The sequence below is a fragment of the Paenibacillus sp. J14 genome (assembly GCF_000518465.1).
GTDB lineage: Bacteria > Bacillota > Bacilli > Paenibacillales > Paenibacillaceae > Fontibacillus > Fontibacillus barengoltzii.
The window spans coordinates 1-16,975 of sequence record NZ_JADQ01000006.1 but is presented as its reverse complement, the minus strand read 5'-3'; the positions used below and the strand labels follow the sequence as shown (position 1 = coordinate 16,975).

Below are 16,975 nucleotides of genomic sequence, written 5' to 3'. Positions count from 1 at the left end.
ATTTTTCGATAAAAAGTTACAAATAACGGAACTGTGCTTGGACTAAGCCGTAATAGATTCCCTTTCGTTCCATCAATTCCCTGTGGGTGCCCATTTCTTTGATCTCACCATGATCCAGCACGATGATGTTATCAGCACTTCGAATGGTGGAGAGCCGGTGAGCTACGATAAACGACGTTCTTCCATTCAGCAACACCTTCAACGCCTCCTGGATCTTCAGCTCCGTTTCCGTATCGATGCTGGCCGTGGCTTCGTCGAGGATCAGAATCCGCGGATTGGCGAGCAGCGCCCGGGCAAACGACAGCAGCTGACGTTGTCCCATGGACAATACGTTCCCCCGTTCCTCTACTTCCGTATCGTAACCGTTTGGCAGTTTCACGATAAAATCGTGGGCATTTACCGCCTTCGCTGCGGCTTCTACTTCCTCATCCGTAGCCTCCAATCGACCAAAACGGATATTCTCCCGAATCGTTCCAGAGAAAATAAACGTATCCTGAAGCACGACGCCAATCTGACTGCGGAGGCTTTGGACCGTCACGTCACGGATGTCATAACCATCAATGACAACTGAGCCGCCGCTAGGATCATAGAACCGGCTGAGCAGGTTGATGATCGTGCTTTTTCCCGAGCCGGTGTGGCCAACAAGGGCAACCGACTGACCGGGTTTCACCTCCAGATCGATGCCTTTTAGGGCAGGACGCCCTTTTTCATATTCAAAGACGACGTGGTTAAAGCGGATCTCGCCCGTGATCGCAGGCATCGGTTTGGCTCCTGGCTTATCCGCGATATTTGGCTCCTCATCGATAAACTCGAAGATCCGTTCCGAGGAGGCCATCGCCACCAGCAGCTGGTTGTACATTTGCCCCAAGCGGTTGATCGGGTCCCAGAAGTTACCCACATAGTTGCTGAACGCCACCAACAGACCAATCGTCAGTTCTCCCGACTGAATCAGGTAGACGCCCAGTACAAACAAGACAAATGTACCGATGCCCCCGGTTATTTCGATCAAGGGGCCAAACGCCTGGTTCATCGCTGACGCTTTATCCCATGACTTCTTGTTGCTCAGGTTCATCGAATCGAAATAGCGCATATTCTCCCGTTCTTGCGTATAAGCCTGAGTGACGCGAATCCCCTGAATCGACTCGTTCAAATGGGAGTTGATCCGCGAGTTCTTCATCCGGACTTCCTGCCAGGCCATCCGGATTTTTTGCCGCAGTTTGGTGGAAATGAGGAACATGATCGGGACGGTAACCATCACCGCCAGCCCAAGCTTCCAGTTAATCAGCAGCAAAATCACGACGATCCCGGCCAGCTGCACACAATCGATCATCAGGTTGACGACCCCGTTGGTAAACAGATCCTGCAGGGAATTGACGTCATTGGTGACCCGCACCAGCACCGAGCCCGCCGGGCGTTTGTCAAAGAAGTTAAATGAGAGCTTCTGAATATGTTTAAACAAGTCGGCGCGCAAATCATAGATTACTCTCTGCCCAATGATATTCGTATACTTAATCCGGTAGACACCGGAAGCCCATTGAATGAGGTACAGAACAAGGACGGAGGCAGTAATTCCGTACAGCAACGATAGGCTGGTCTGTCCGTTCGACGGGGCGATCGCGCGGTCGATGGCCAAACTGGTCAAATAAGGTACAGCCAACTTTGTCACGGTACCAAGCACAGTCATCACGATGATCAAAGGCAACATTTGCTTGGCATATGGCTTCATATAAGCAAAGAGCCTACGGAATTGCTGCCAGTCAAACGCTTTATCAATCAGCTCATCGTCCTGATACACAAACCGTTCTTCGATTTTACCTAGGCCGGCATCCTTGCCGGACTTCGATTTCGACCTGGTCGCGGTATAGGTATTCACGCCTCTCCCTCCCCTTCATGCCCAAGGGCTCCAGCCAAATGGTCTGCATATTGGATACGGTATACATCCTGGTATGGACCTGGGATTTTAATTAATTCCTCATGTTTCCCGCGTTGGACTACCCGTCCTTCGTTTAAGACCAGAATTTCATCGGCATGTCGCAACGAAGAGATCCGATGGGCGATAATAAACGTGGTCCGTCCCCGCATCACTTCTTTGAACCCGGATTGGATCTCCTGCTCGGTCTCCATGTCCACCGCACTGGTGGCATCGTCCAAGATCAGGATTTTGGGATTCTTGAGCAAGGCGCGGGCGATGGCGATCCGCTGCTTCTGGCCCCCGGACAATCCCAGTCCCCGTTCCCCAACAACAGTATCGTAACCGTCCGGCAGCTCCATAATAAAATCATGTGCTTTCGCCAGTTGAGCAGCACGAATGATTTCTTCCATCGTGACGTCGGTCATGCCGTAAGCAATATTGTTTTTAATCGATGACGAGAACAGGAATGTCTCCTGAAACACCGTCGCAATTTGGCTGCGCAGACTGCGTACGCTCAGCTCCCGAATGTCTTGGCCATCCAGTAAAATGCAGCCTTTATTCACGTCGTAAGCACGCATCAGCAACTGAATGATCGTCGATTTGCCGGAGCCGGTGCCGCCAAGAAAGCCTATGACGGAGCCGGGCGGGGCATGGAAGTCGATATCTACGACCGCCGGCATTTTGTTCCCGTAAGCAAACGTCACTCGATCGAACCGGACATCGCCGCGAACCTGATCCGGGTCCAGCTCTACCGCTTGCTCGTTGTCCTTCACATCGATCGGTTGATTGAGAATTTCCAGCACCCGTTCCCCGGACGCTTTAGATTGCGTATAGTTGTTGATATGAAAGCCTAAGCCCCACATCGGACCAATAATAAACCAGATTAAACTAAAGAACGCGACCAGATCGCCGAGCGACATTGAGCCCTTAATTACCAAGGTCCCGCCGACCGAGAGCAGCACCGCAACGCTGATGGAAGCCAGCAGCTCCATGACTGGAAAGAATCGGCTCCACAGCGTGGCTGCGAAGATCTGATTATCTTTATAGCGCTCATTGCGAAGCGAGAATTTCTCCACTTCGTGCGGCTCCCGGGCGAACGATTTGACGGTACGTACGCCCGTCACGTTCTCCTGTACCGCGGTCGTTAAGGAACTGAGCGCCAGACGCATTTCCTGAAAGGCTGGATGAATTTTAGACTCAAATTTGAGAGCCACGCCAGCCAGGAAAGGGATGGTAATCATCGTGATTAACGTAAGCTGCCAATGAATGGACAGCATGACCGCTGATCCAAATGTGACCATCAAGATCAGATTCAGCAGCTGGGCAAAGCCAAACCCTACAAAGTTGCGAATGGCTTCCAAATCCCCCGTCAACCGTGACATTAAATCCCCGGTCTTCGCCGTGTCATAGTAGCGGAACGATAAAAATTGCAGTTTCTCGTAACATGCGTTACGTAACCGATACGCCAAGTAGTTCCCCAGTCTTCCGCCAAAAAAACCGTGCAAGAACTGCAGACACGCCTTCACGGCCACAACCGAAACTGCCGTCGCGGCAAGCCATACGACCTCTCCATAATTCCCCGGCCAAATGACATCATCGATCAGCTTGCGCAGCAGCATCGGGTAAACTAACCCCAGCCCAGTCGCAGCTGCCAAGCATATAATCGACAACACCAAGTAATTCAACTTAGCCTGGTAATACACCCGAAGTTGCCTAAGAACCTCCATGTCTCTCCTCCTACACCCGTTTGTGAACTGTACTTCAAATACCTCTTCACAACCAAACGGTTCCGGACGTCTTAGCAGCTGGATCAGGGAGAGTCGTCTGAACGCCGCGAAACCTGTCACAGCCAGAAAGCATGCGCTTTCAGGGCTTTAGTCCCTTGCAGTTTAACATCATGATTTTTCCGCGGCAAAGCGTAGAAAAGCCTAATATCCGGTAAATTCGAATATTAGGCTTCTATCACGGGTGAAACCCGCCTATTTATCATAAAAAGCTTTCATTTCCTCCACATCCCGCCCGATTTGAGCAAGGATGCTTTTCCAATGCGTCAGCTCCTCCGGAGAGACTTTGGAACCTTGAATACTCTGCTCCCATTCCGTCCATAAACCGCGGAACATTTCAGCGGTTTGCTCCTTCCGCAACGCGATTTCACGCTCATAATGCTCCTGGAAGAAGGTTTCCATCTCGTTAACGATCGCCTTCAGCTTGGCGAGCAGGGGCTCCTCCAGCTTCGCCCGCAGCTGCAAACGACCGCCGCCTTCAAAGAACGCTTTGGGATTTTTGAAATACGGCCAATAGTCTTCCGGCGCCAACGATCCGCTGTCCAGCAAGCCTTCCGGAATCGCTGGCGTATTCCAGCTCGTCTCTGCACTGGAATAGCTGAGCGGCATATCCAGGGCCGCCTCATACCGACGGCACCAGCTTTCAGCTTCCCGGCGAAGCAGCGCCTCCGCTTTGCGCTCCAAGCGAAGCGAGGTCGCAAGCAACTCCCGCTCCAATTCGCCTGAAACCTGATCCAGCCACCCGCGCAGTGCAACGGTAAAGTTCCGTTTCAACGAACCGTTATGCTCCTGTAACAAGGAGGGGTGGAAAAATTCCGCAAACAGCTCCAGCGCCTGCAGGCGTACCCGCTGCACGACATGGAACAGCAGCTCGGCGTTCTCCTGGCTCCATTCCCGACCGATATCGACCTGAAGAAACTCGGCAACCGCCTGCTCAAACAGATCCCGGCGGCCACGCAAGGCGGCAAGCTGTTGCTCCGCATTTTCCGCGCTTTGCCCAGCAGCTTCCGTCCATTTGGACAACCGTTCTTGCATCTGCTTCATCATTTCCACCGCGGACGACACCGCCAGATTCCCAAGATCCTGCTCCAGGAACGTCGAGAAGCGTTGCCGGAACAGGGAGAAGCCTGGGTCGTCCGCCGTATTCTCCCGTCTTGCTGCCATCGCTCGCATACTGGATACTGCATATACGTTGGGCTGCTGGATGCCGGCGCTGCGAAGGCCGTCCCTTACATGCTCCACAACAGCCGTCAACTCTTCCTCCGAAGACGCCAGATCGGCGGCATTGACGACAAAGAACATTTTGTCGAGAGCGAAGCTGCCCTTCATTCGTCCCAACTGGCTCAGGAGCTGCTTATCGGCGCGCGAGAACGCGTGGTTGTAATACGTCACGAAGATGATCGCATCGGAATCCTTCATATATTGGAACGTAACCCCTGTATGGCGAGCGTGGATTGAATCGGCCCCCGGGGTATCCACCAGCACGATGCCTTGTTCCGTTAACGGACAACGGTAATAAAAATCGATTTCCGCCACGAAGCAGGCTTTCGTCTCGTCTGCTGCATAGCTGCGGAATTGCTCGGCTTCCACGACCTCCACCTGTCCGAGCCGATCGGCGGTTTCTGCCCAACCGGCAGCGGCGGCCTGCAGGAAGCTGTAATGCGCCCGGCCGGCCGCCGGAATGTCTTCGGGCTTCAAGCGCCGGACCGCCTCCATCCAAGCCGTCTCCTTCCATTCCCCTAAGCCCAGGGCTTGGAAGGAGTAGGCCAAGTCTTCGCGGATCGCCTCGGCGCTCTTGAATTTGACGGCGGCCGTGTTATGGCGCTGATCGTCTGCCGGCGCCATCACGCGGATGATCGCCGCGGTGGTCGGATGCGGCGAGACGGGCAACACCGCTTCGCCAAGCAAGGCGCTGGCGAAGGACGATTTGCCGGCGCTGAACGCCCCAAACAGCGCCACGGTGAACACGCCGTCGCGCAGCTCGGCAGCGCGACGGGTCAGCGCCCGCACCCCGGTGCCAAAGGCCGGGTGGGGAGCCAGCCGCTCCGCCGCACCCGCCAGGCGTGCGGCGGCGGCCAGCGCGCGCCCGCGCGCAGGCGCAGCCGGCGGCTCTTGCGCCGCCGATGCGGGCGCGGGCGCCGTTGCCGCCGGGGCATCGCCCCCGGCGGCCCTCGCCTGCGGCGGCGATCCGGCAGCGGCAGCGGTGCTGCCCGCTGTCCCCGCCGCCGCAGGCGCTCCCGCGCCGCTTGCTGCGTGCGGCGCGGCAGCCACTGCCCTCACCTCCGGCAGCAGGCCGGGGGTGAGGGGCACGGGCGCGCCCAGCAGCGCGGCACAGCGCGCTGCGCGCGCCTCGGCGGCCGCGTCCAGCTGCGCCAGGGCGCGGGCCGCGGGCAGGCGCGCCGCCAGCTCGGCGCGCCGGGCGAGCGCCGCCTCCGCTGCGGCGGCGCGGCGCGGCGACGGCGCGGCGAGCAGCGCGTCGATCACGTCCACAGCCGCGCGGCGATAACGCGCGGCGATGCCGGCGCCTACCGCTGCCGCGTAATGCAGCGTCGACTCGCCGGACAGCATTGCCCCGCCGGGTAGCGGCTCCGTGATCCACGCCTCCGCCGGCTTCGGCATCCGTTCGTCGAGCTGCTGCTCCCAAGTCTCGCCCCAGAGCTCCAGTTCCTGGCCGATCACCCGCAACTCCTGGCGCACATGCCAGTCCAGCTGCGCTTCAACTTGTTCGGCCAGCGCCTGCAAAAATTCGCTTTGCCGCTTCTGCTTCTCCACTTCCGTCTTCCCGGCAGCGAACCAGCCTTTCACTTTAAAGCCCGGCGCCTGGCTCTCTAAATAACGTCCCGCCTGCTCCCGGAGCGGCGGCGTCATCAGTTGGGCTGTCTCCAGCAGGCTGCTAATGCGGCGCAGCCATTCCTGCTTTCTCGTCTCCCATAGCTGCTCACCTGACGGACCCGCCAGTTCCAGCTGCCGCAGCTCCTCCTCCATCGCGGAAACGTCCGTCTCTCCGCCGGCTTCCGCCTCCAGCTGCTCACGTTGGGACTGCTCCGCCGCAGCCGCACGAGCCAGATATCCTTCAACCGACTGGGCAGCTGAAGCATAAGCACTGTACTCCAGCAAACCTTCTCCCCGTGCAAACAAATGGCCGATCACTTCCCGCAGCTGCGGAAGCATATTGCCAGGGGCGTCCTCTTGTTTCAGCGAGATATAAAAGATCCCCTGCGCCTGAATATTCCAGTTCCGGAACGCCTGACTGACGGAAGCCTGATACGCGGTAAAGGGCAGTTCCTCTTCCCGATGCTTATCAATTTGGTTTACGATCATATAAACAGGTTTACCGTAATCACTTAACGATTTGGCAAAGCTTAAGTTCGTCTCCGAAGATACATGGTTATAGTCCATCACGTAAAAAACGACGTCCGCCAAGTGCAACGCCGAATGCGTGGCCATCGCGTGGCCGGCGTCATTGGAGTCGACCCCTGGCGTATCCAGCAGAACGCCGCCGCGTGGCGGCAGCTCCACCCGATCCCACAGTTCAACGCGGGTGTATTCCTCCCCATTGCGGCAATACGCAGCCACCTCGTCCACCGGCACCTCGACCTTCGGTTTCCCCGGATCGGCTGGCGTCAGCAGCGCGCGCGGCTCCCCTTCCCGGATCAGGACCACATTGGCGCTGGTAGGCAGCGGGCTGGCCGGCATCACCGTCTTTCCGCTTAACGTATTAATCAGACTCGACTTCCCTGCAGAGAAATGGCCGCAAAACGCCGCGACCAGCTCCCGCCGTTCCAGCTTATCGCCCACTTCTCGAAGCTCCGCCGCCGAAGTAGCATCTCCTTCCTGCTCCAGCAAGTGTTGCAGCTGATGCAGCCGCTCCTGCAGTTCGTAGTCCGTTTTCGTCATCGTCTGATCCATCCATGCCCCTCCGTTTTCCACGCTGCGAAATCAAGTTTCATTTTAATTATTCATATTTTAACATTTCCCCGGGCGGTTGGAAACGCTCCCTATTTGCAGCTTCCTTACGGGCTTTCTGTACAACAAAACCGCCCCCAAACGGAGACGGTTCAAGATGTATTAATATAACCCGGCCTCTCGATCCGCCAACACCTTTCCGGTGAGCGACAGATCGTAGTCGCCTAACGAGGAGAGCACCCCGCGCAACGCGTCGGATTCCAACGTTTCGCGCAGCTTGGCAATCCACTCGCGATTTTCCGGCTTGTTCATGACGACGAGATCCACCCGCTCCTGAGTGAGCGGAATAAACTCAAGTCCGGCAATCTTCGCCGGTCTTTCACTGCCGACTCCAACGTCTGCCTGACCAAGAGTAATTCGTCCGCCCAGCCCCATATGCGATGTTTCCTCTTGATCGTATCCGTTAATGGAATCCGGTGAAATCCCGTGCATGCGCAGTTGCTCATCCAATAGCACCCGAGCGCCGGAGCCTTTTTCCCGATTAATTAACCGAATTCCCGGCCGCGCCAGATCCTCCCAGGAGCGAATCCCCAGCGGATTGCCCTGCTTGACGTAAAATCCAGCCCTCCGCGTCGCAAAGTTCAACACCATATAAGGAAGGGAAATAAACAACTTGCGAATATACGGCAAATTATACTCTCCCGTATCTCCGTCATACAGATGGGTACTCACGATATCTGCCGCACCATGATACATGGCCACCAAGCTGTCCATACTGCTGGCAAAAGAACGCAGCGGCCGGCACCCCCGAAGTCTGGATTCCAGTGCTTTCGCCAGCAGATCCAATCCCGTGTCCTGCCCGGTAATGACCAGCGTCTTCGCACCATTCGGCATTTCTCCCCTATCTACATCCGACTGAGGCGGCATAGTATAGGGCGCCGCTTGGAAAGCCGGTATACCGGCGGCAGCATGAGGTGCTGTCCAGCCTTTGGCTCTCTGCTTATAAGCTTCCAGATCAGTGGAATCCACTCGCATCTGTTTACCCACCCGGTAAGCGGGAAGTTCTCCTTTTTTGATCAGGTCATAGACCGTTAGCTTAGACACCTTCAACAGTTTGGCGATTTCCTCGGCGGTATATGAGATCGGTTCGGTCATAGCGCACTCCTTCATCCGTTCCACATCAGTTCATGCAACTAGACTCATCTTACCGGGGATTCCTCTTTTTTTCAATGAAGATTCCCTAGGGGTCTATACAATTCGTTATGTTTTGTATAATCTAGTTATAATTAGATATAACTAAGGTGGTTTACCTATGCATAAATTTATGAAAGAGCCTATCTTAGCTGTACTCTCAGCCATTCTGATCATTCTATCTTCCGGTTGCGGCCATCCTGCTGCCTCGTCTGCACCGGTCAAGGACCCGTCTGATTCTACGGAAGAAGTCGAGTTGCTCATCTCCGCCGCTGCCAGCTTAACTGAGAGCCTAAGTGAACTTCAGAGCTTGTATGAAGCCGAGCATCCCCAAGTGAAGCTGACTTTTAATTATGCGGCTTCCGGCACGCTTCAGCAGCAGATTGAACAAGGCGCACCGGTTGACCTGTTCCTGTCTGCCGGAACGAAACAAATGAACGTCTTGCTTGACAAAGGACTCATCAACGAGAGTCTCACCACCAACCTAGTGACGAATAACTTGGTCCTGATCGTCCCTAGGGAAGATGCTGTGGTGATCCAACGCATGGACGATTTAAGCAAACTCGGCGATATCGCCATGGGCACCCCTGAATCGGTTCCAGCCGGAAAATACGCACAGCAAGCTCTAGCCTACTATCAGCTTTGGGACACGTTGCAATCCCATTTGGTGCTGACGAAGGACGTCAAACAGGTGCTGTCTTATGTGGAAACCGGCAATGTTGACGCCGGGTTCGTGTACAAAACCGATGCAGCCCTTTCCGACAAAGTGAAGGTGGCCTTGACCGCAGAACCTGAAAGCCATGACCCGATTGAATATCCGATCGGCGTGCTTAAGGGCAGCGCCCATCCCGACGAAGCGAAAGCTTTCTACGAATTTATATTAAGCGATCAAGCCCGGCAAGTATTCATCAAATACGGGTTCACCCCGATGGAGTAACCATATATGCATACATTTGAATTCTCGGACTCCTTCTGGGAGCCAGTCACCTTATCTCTGCAAGTGTCCATTGCCGCCACGATCATTGCCTTTGCGGCAGGATTGCTGGTGGCGTGGCGCATGTCCGCCGCCACTTTTTATGGGAAGACGTTGGTGGAAACCGCCTTTCTCCTTCCGCTGGTCCTTCCGCCAAGCGTGGTCGGCTTTATTTTATTGGTGGTGTTGGGGAAAAACAGTTGGATCGGCCAGGCCGCGGAACGCCTGTTCCACATCAGCTTTGTGTTTCAGCCGCTTGGTGCCGTGGTCGCGGCGGCTGTTGTCAGCTTCCCGCTGATCTATCAAACGTTGAAGTCCGGCTTCCTTGAAGTGGATAAGCATCTGAAAGACGCCGCTCGTTCGCAGGGCGCCGGGGAATGGCAGGTGCTGATCTATATCGTGCTTCCGCTCGCCGCGCGTTCGCTGCAGGCGGCCTTTATTCTCGGGTTTGCCCGTGCGCTGGGGGAATTTGGGGCAACGATGATGATCGCCGGCAACATTCCCGGCCGCACTCAAACGATACCGACGGCTATTTATTTTGCCGTTGATACCGGTAACCTTCAGCTGGCTTGGGCGTTAACAGGCTGCACGATCCTGCTCTCCTTCGGACTGCTGATGATCTCTTCGCGCCTAAGAAACGATAGGTGAACGAACAAGCTCTAACAACAAAAATCCCCTCGAATGTGCGTGAGTTTCACAAGCGCATTCGAGGGGATTTCATTTTCTCTTTTTTGAAAAAAAGAGGGATATAAGCTCTACTTCACCGCAACTTCTGCGGTTTCAGTTGGAAGCAGGACTTCAAACACCTTGCCGTGCTGTAAAATGGTAATGCCGCGTGTTTTATCCTTCATCACGACAACCTCAGGCTTTGCGGACATCCGCTCCAAATAATGCTCAGGCACTTCACCGGAGTCGCTGACCATCAGCCCGTCCACTTCACGTTCGTCATTTTCACCTAAATTCAAATCAAGAACTTGTTCAAATACGTCCGAGAACTGTTCAAAGTTGTCGGTATACACAGAAATGCATCTCATGTGGTCTCTCATCCTCACCTATGGGTTATCTTATTTTGCCGCATTTTTCTTAGGTTTTCTGTTTTGCGGCGTTTTCATACGTTTTTTGCCCTCCCGGCAAACGTCAAGCAGCGGGCAAACATCACATTTAGGGGCTTGCGCCTTGCAGTGATACCTTCCGAAAAAGATTAAGCGATGATGCGTTAACGTCCACTCCTCTTTAGGTACCCGTTTCATCAGCTTCTTTTCCACTTCGAGAACGGAATCGTTCCATCCGGCTAAACCTAACCGTTTGCTGACGCGCTCCACATGCGTGTCAACGGCAATTGCCGGAACCCCAAAGGCGTTGGATACGACAACGTTGGCCGTCTTACGCCCCACCCCGGGCAGTTCAACCAACTTCTCATGTTCCCTGGGCACCTCGCCGCCGTACCGTTCCAGCAAGATCCGGCACAAACTTTGAATATGCTTGGCTTTGCTGCGGTACAAGCCAATTTTACGGATATCTTGTTCCAGTTCCTCCAACGGAACCGAGACGTAATCCTCCGGCGTTTTATACTTCTTAAATAAATCAGCCGTAACTTTATTGACCGTAGCGTCGGTGCACTGCGCGGACAGGAGGACGGCAATCGTAAGCTCAAAGGCATTCTCGTGGTTCAACTCACAGCGCGCATCCGGAAACATGGCACCGATGGTGTCTAAAATATGGCGGACATCAGCCGCGTTCATGTCTCCACTCCTTTCCTGGAGGCCCTGCTGGCCGCTTGGTTTTATCCGCGAAAAAACCGTCTTGACTCGGGAAACATCCCGCATCAAGACGGTTGATCTCACGAAATAATGATTATTGCTTTTCGACTTCAACCAGCTTGTCTCCGTTGAAATACAAAACAATTTTATCATTAATCTGGAGGGATTGCACGGATATTGTCGTGTCACCTTGGTGAAAATACGTATCCGCTGTTACCGCAAAGCGATAATTGTTGTCAGACGTGGAGGACCGCAAGACAATAATTTCCTTGCTTACCCCATCGTAACGGGAGAATTTGCGTTCTTGCGCCGTCAGCACCTTCACGACAACTGCACCGTTTGGATCTTTGCGAACTTCAACATGATCATTGGTCGTTAGCGATGTCACGCTTGTGCTGACTTCTGTCCCACGTTGAACTTTCACGCCGTTAGCTAAGGAATAAGTTTCCACATTGCCGGCAAAAGATTTCACCAGCAAGCTCGAACCATCCACACTTTGGATCTTTCCTAACGTCAGCTTCACGACTTGCAGCGAGATCGCTGATTGTCCGGTAAACGTAACATTGATTGTTTGTCCCGCTTTCAGGTCGCTGACTTTAATGGCCCCGCCATTTTCGCCAAGCAGTACAGCTTGATCTACATAGAATTCAGAGGTTACGCCGTTCGCTGTTGCCCGAATGCGGCTGTTCGCGGTATTCACCGAAACGACCTCAAACTGAATGGTGCTCTTCACCGCCAGCGTTTGCAGCGCATCTTGATTCGCTGTCAGCATCGCGGTAACTGGATCCCCGGCTTTGAGATCAGCCAGCGAGGCATTCGCTTTCCCATAAATGCTGATCGTTGGCGTCGTTCCTTGATAAGGAACTTCTACGGTTTTGCCATTGTTCTGCAAAATCGTAATTTTCTTCGCGGAGGTATTGGCCGATACATAAGTGCCTTCGTACTTGTAGGTCACATCCACATTAACTGCGCGTGAACCTACAACGGTCAGATCCACTTTGCGGCCTTTGGACAGCAACGACTCCAGACCGGATAACGTTGGGTTCGTTGTGTTGTAGCTGTATTTCGTCTTCTCATCGATGACGAACACATACGGTTTCTCCGCCGCATCCAGGACGGTAAGCGCCTTGGTTTTCGCGTCATAGTTGATCACCGTTGCGCTCTCCAATTTCTCGGATTGACGCCCCGTAACTACGATCTTCGTCACTTCGTCATCGGGATTCAGGGTCAATTCAACCTTGTCCCCGCCCTTTTCATCCGTGATCAGATCGTCCAGGCTCGCGTCTGCGATCCCGTTGATTTCCACGGTCACGTTCTTCGCAAGCCGCTTGATTTCATCACGTCCGCCGGCATTGGTGTAGCTCAGCAGCGTATCGCCAACGAGATCCAGCAAGGTCCCGGTTACCGTTCGTTCTGTCGCTTGGGTCACAACTAAGGAGGACAGCACGCCATCCTTCACTTCAAACGTAACCGATGCCCCTTCTTTCACTTCGCCCATCTGACTCAGAACTTGGTTTTGGTAGAGCAAAATCGTCTTATCGTTGTATTTGAACGTTTCTTCATTGCCGTTGGCAAGCTTGATCGTAACGTTCTTCCCGGTAAGATCAATCTTCGAAACCGTACCGTTGCCGGAAATATTCGCCACAGATTGCAGCTGAATAATCACTGGCTTCTTGTCAGGCGTAAACGTCTCACGTTGAACAACGACCGTGCTCTCCGGGGTTAAATCGCTGACTTTGATGGAGTTCCCGTACTGATCAACAAAAGTTGTATTGCTGTCATAGGTCAAAGTCAACGGATTGTTATTCACCAATAAGAGCAATTGGTTGTTCCCGAGAACACGCAGGAGCGTACCTTCCGAGCGCTCCAGCTGTTGGTTCGGATCGGTAACCTCCACATAAGCGGCAGAACCTACCTTGTCCACAGCCAGCACTTTCGTATACAGCTTCAAGGCGCTTCGGGTGGTTCTTGTTTCAGAATCCTTCGTGAAATAGACCGAACGGTTATCCAATGTGAAGCTCTTCAGCTGACCGTTCGTATACAACGTCATCTTGTTGTCTGTAAGCTCTGTTACAATCCCCTCGTAGACGTTGGCATAGCCCGGGTTGACGTATTCACTACCGCGGCTAAAGAAGGTCGCGATTTGAGCCCGCGTCACTTTGCCCAGCGGATCGAACCGGTTCCCTTCAACCCCGTTGGTTAAGTTCAGTTGAACCGCAACATTCACGTATCCACGCGTATTAGCGGAGATGCTGGTTTGGTCGGCAAAGCCGGTTGGCAGCGTTGCAGAAGCTTTCGCTTCCGCGTCTTTCCCCAACGCGCGAACGAGCAGCTTGGCTACCCATTCCCGGGAAGCCTTCTTCTCGCCCCAAGCTTCGCCATCCTTCGTGGCAGCGATCTCTTCGTTTTTATCAATCAAATTTTTCGACAGGGCCAGCTCCAAATAAGGTTTAAAATAATTGCCCACTTTCAGATCTTCTGGAGCTCCGGCACCATTGCCGAGTTGCGAATCCAGGTTCATGAACCGGATAGCGATCGTAATGGCTTCTTGTTGCGTAACGTTATCGCCTGGACGGAACTTGCCGGCATCGCCTAGCAGAATGCCTTCAGCTGCTAATTTGTATATGTGTTTCTCCGCCCAGAATCCGCTCTGTACGTCGCTGAACAAGGATACGGCTGCGACGTTTTGCGTGGTTACGGCCGGCGTTTCCTCGGCGAATGCCGCCGTTGTCCCACCCAAGCACATGGCCGTGACTAGCATCGCGGAGACTGCTTTCCGGGTACTGCGTTGAAACGTGCGTTTATAGGATGCCATCAAATTCTTCCTTTCTACAAAAAAGATCTCCTTAAACCATTCGACGGCGAACGGGAGAGTTCCTCCCCGATCTCTTAATTTCTTACCAATGGATGCGTCAGTTCGACATGCCCCATCAAAGTATCCACGGCAGCGCCGTCAACCAGCACATCGATCGCCTCGACTTCGTCGAATTGGAACAACGTGTTTTTCAGCGCATCTATCGCTAACGCCTCCCCGCCAGCTCCAAGGCGCGCTTCATCCGGAAGCGTTAAATCAACGGTAACCGTTCCGTCCTTGAAGTCCGCCGAATGAAACTCCGCTTTGCCCCATAGAGAGAATTGGCTTGCGGTATTAGGGGTTTGCAGCGCTTTGAGGGCGGCTAAATATTTGTCTTGCTCCGCCGGATAAGAGATCTCACGGCTCTCTTTGCTGAGCTCTAGCATCTGTTCATCGGTAAAATAAACCTCAATGCTCTCCGTCTTCAGCTGCGGTTGATCCACTCCACCCGCTCCTTGCGTTGCATCGGAATTTTGCGGGGTTGCCTCGTTTGGTGCCTGTACACTTCCTAGGTTCGCCTCGGCATTCCCTGCTCCAGCATCCGGAGCAGCCTGCGGCTTCTGCCCGCAGCCGCTACTCAAGGCGAGCAGAAGTACCAGGATTCCGAGGATGATGCTTCTTCTTCTGTTCACGGTGACTTCCTCCTTCGCCCGGCGATCACTGAAGGCCGAGATATTCTTTAATACCGTCAACGATACCCTGGGCAACTTTACTCCGGTACGCATCGGTTGCCAACAGCGCATCATCGTTCTTGTTGCTTAAGTACCCGCATTCCAGCAGCACGGCCGGCATCGTCGTTTCCCGGGTCACGTGCAAGCTTTGCGTACGGACTTTGCGATCGGCCAAGCCGGAGGCTTGAACCAGATGCTTATGCATAACCTTCGCCAGATCCAGGCTGGCTGCCCGCGTATAATAGGTCTCCACGCCGCTGGCCGAAGCAGAGCCGGAGTTCGCATGTACGGAGATAAAAATGTCCGCTTTAACGTTCTCGGCAATCTTCACCCGGTCAGACAACGTTGGATACGTATCGCTCTCGCGCGTTAGCACCAGATTGATGTTCGGATCATTTTGCAGCAGTTCCTTCACCTTCAGCACAACCGCCAGGTTAAAGTCTTTTTCCTTCTTCTTCGTAACACTAATGGCGCCCGGGTCGCTTCCCCCGTGACCGGCATCCAGTACGACCGTCTTCTTCCCGCTGCCGCCGGAGGTTCCTCCGCCCTGACTTGGATCCGTGTTCAAATTGACGAAAATCAAGCCGTCATTCTCATTGACCAGCTGGTAATTCACCTTATGGTTCAAATCCAATACAATTCGAACCGTCGATGGATTGTTGCTGAACAACGCGTATCTAACCTTGGAAACATCCGGGTAATCCGTGATTTCAAGGCTCCCGCTCTTACTTGCGTCCAGCGGAGCGCCGTTAGCCAACGTTTCGGCAAATTGAGCTTGCGGCAAATCGATCACAAGCCGCTCGGGACCACTCATCGTGAAGACATTAGGTGTTACATTCTTATCGACCGCAATCATTAAGCTGTTGTTGTCAAACGCGATCCCGGTCACATTCGCCAAATGGCTAGTATCTACTGGAGGCATAACCGTTCCCGGTTGCTCTCCGTCAGTTCCGTTGCCGTTCCCGGAGTCGTTGCCAGACCCGGCATTGCCGGTATTCCCGCTTCCGCTGCCAGAGCTTGGCGTTGTCAAATAAGCAGCCTTCGCTGTGTTATCCCATGCAACTTGCAGCCCCATTTGCTCACTGACAAACCGCATAGGTACGAGCGTAGTATCTTGAGCAAGCTTTGGCGCGACGGGCAGTTTGATCTCGCTTCCATTGACGGAAGCGGTGGTTTGATTCACGACAAGAATAAGCGTTGTACCGGGTTGCTTTATGGTTACCGTGCGCGTCTTCTTCTCATAGTTGACGTCAAAACCTAGCTCCTCCGCGACGACACGAATTGGAATCATCACATTTCCATTCACATTTTGGACTTGTCCATTTTGGGGCAAAGCGAGTGCTTGCCCATCCAGATAAATACTCGTACTACCGGACGCTGCATGACCGGTTTGCGCCATTACGAAGAGCAGCAACCAGCCGAACATGAGCGTCACCAAACTTTTTTTCTTCATCCGTCACCCCTACCTTTAGAATTTTTGCCTTGTGTTGCCGTAGGCGTTCATTTCCATTTCGACATCACCAGACGACATATTAGACGCCAATCGGCTTGGAAAGTTGCGAAAATCTGGCATTTTTCTGCTTAACATTTGCCAGTGTTTCCTATGAAAATCCTGTGTTTCCTGAATGCGGCAGAGAGACGAACGAAGCTGGACAGCTTCACTGTGGCAGCACTGAGCGAGCCGTTGCCATGTGAGTGAGTCAAACTCTCGGCGAGAGGGTCGCGGACGCTGTGGGGGAACACGTGTGCATAGATGGTCTCCGGCGGACAACGTTGAGGCCAACCTGCGCTCTAACGCTTGCCAGCAACGCTATTTGGCCCAAAACGGAGGCGTTGCGATTCTAACGCTTATGCGAAAGCTTATTTGCCCGTTCCACCCTCCAAATGGGGCCATTTGGCGCAAATAAGCTCGCTGGCAAGCGTT

Annotated in this window: 11 protein-coding genes; 2 read left to right on the top strand and 9 right to left on the bottom strand. The window is 53.9% G+C overall.

The features are described 5' to 3' along the window. Positions 1-16 precede the first annotated feature (16 nt). The 4 genes from M891_RS0102320 to M891_RS0102305 form a co-directional block, all read right to left on the bottom strand. Positions 17-1,810 (bottom strand): ABC transporter ATP-binding protein, encoded by a 1,794-nt coding sequence (locus M891_RS0102320; protein ID WP_051416815.1) that lies wholly within the window; start codon positions 1,808-1,810, stop codon positions 17-19. Positions 1,811-1,869: 59 nt separating this feature from the next. Then, positions 1,870-3,639, bottom strand: a complete 1,770-nt coding sequence (locus tag M891_RS0102315; RefSeq protein ID WP_028537674.1) for an ABC transporter ATP-binding protein — start codon at positions 3,637-3,639, stop codon at positions 1,870-1,872. Between the two features lie 252 nt (positions 3,640-3,891). Further along, entirely contained in the window at positions 3,892-7,605 is a 3,714-nt protein-coding gene (locus tag M891_RS0102310; RefSeq protein ID WP_028537673.1) for a dynamin family protein, read from the bottom strand. Positions 7,606-7,764: 159 nt separating this feature from the next. Continuing rightward, on the bottom strand, positions 7,765-8,757 hold the full coding sequence (locus M891_RS0102305) for a helix-turn-helix transcriptional regulator (RefSeq protein WP_028537672.1): 993 nt from the start codon (positions 8,755-8,757) through the stop codon (positions 7,765-7,767). A gap of 157 nt (positions 8,758-8,914) precedes the next feature. On the opposite strand from M891_RS0102305, the gene modA reads away from it, so the two are divergent. After that, positions 8,915-9,730, top strand: a complete 816-nt coding sequence (modA, locus tag M891_RS0102300) for a molybdate ABC transporter substrate-binding protein (RefSeq protein ID WP_028537671.1) — start codon at positions 8,915-8,917, stop codon at positions 9,728-9,730. 6 nt (positions 9,731-9,736) lie between these two features. Next, the gene (gene modB / locus M891_RS0102295; RefSeq protein WP_028537670.1) at positions 9,737-10,414 is read left to right on the top strand and encodes a molybdate ABC transporter permease subunit; all 678 of its coding nucleotides are present in this window, start codon (positions 9,737-9,739) and stop codon (positions 10,412-10,414) included. A 107-nt stretch (positions 10,415-10,521) separates the two neighbouring features. On the opposite strand, the gene M891_RS0102290 is transcribed toward modB, so the two are convergent. The 5 genes from M891_RS0102290 to M891_RS0102270 all read right to left on the bottom strand — a co-directional run bounded on the left by M891_RS0102290 (position 10,522) and on the right by M891_RS0102270 (position 16,504). Next, on the bottom strand, positions 10,522-10,800 hold the full coding sequence (locus M891_RS0102290) for a hypothetical protein (protein WP_028537669.1): 279 nt from the start codon (positions 10,798-10,800) through the stop codon (positions 10,522-10,524). A 30-nt stretch (positions 10,801-10,830) separates the two neighbouring features. Further along, positions 10,831-11,508: an endonuclease III gene (gene nth, locus M891_RS0102285; protein ID WP_009225928.1), complete on the bottom strand. Its 678-nt coding sequence runs from the start codon at positions 11,506-11,508 to the stop codon at positions 10,831-10,833. 112 nt (positions 11,509-11,620) lie between these two features. After that, positions 11,621-14,341: an S-layer homology domain-containing protein gene (locus tag M891_RS0102280; RefSeq protein ID WP_028537668.1), complete on the bottom strand. Its 2,721-nt coding sequence runs from the start codon at positions 14,339-14,341 to the stop codon at positions 11,621-11,623. Positions 14,342-14,415: 74 nt separating this feature from the next. Continuing rightward, complete coding sequence (locus M891_RS0102275; protein ID WP_028537667.1) at positions 14,416-15,012, bottom strand: GerMN domain-containing protein; 597 nt, start codon at positions 15,010-15,012, stop codon at positions 14,416-14,418. 25 nt (positions 15,013-15,037) lie between these two features. Further along, positions 15,038-16,504 (bottom strand): N-acetylmuramoyl-L-alanine amidase family protein, encoded by a 1,467-nt coding sequence (locus M891_RS0102270; RefSeq protein ID WP_028537666.1) that lies wholly within the window; start codon positions 16,502-16,504, stop codon positions 15,038-15,040. Positions 16,505-16,975 lie beyond the last annotated feature (471 nt).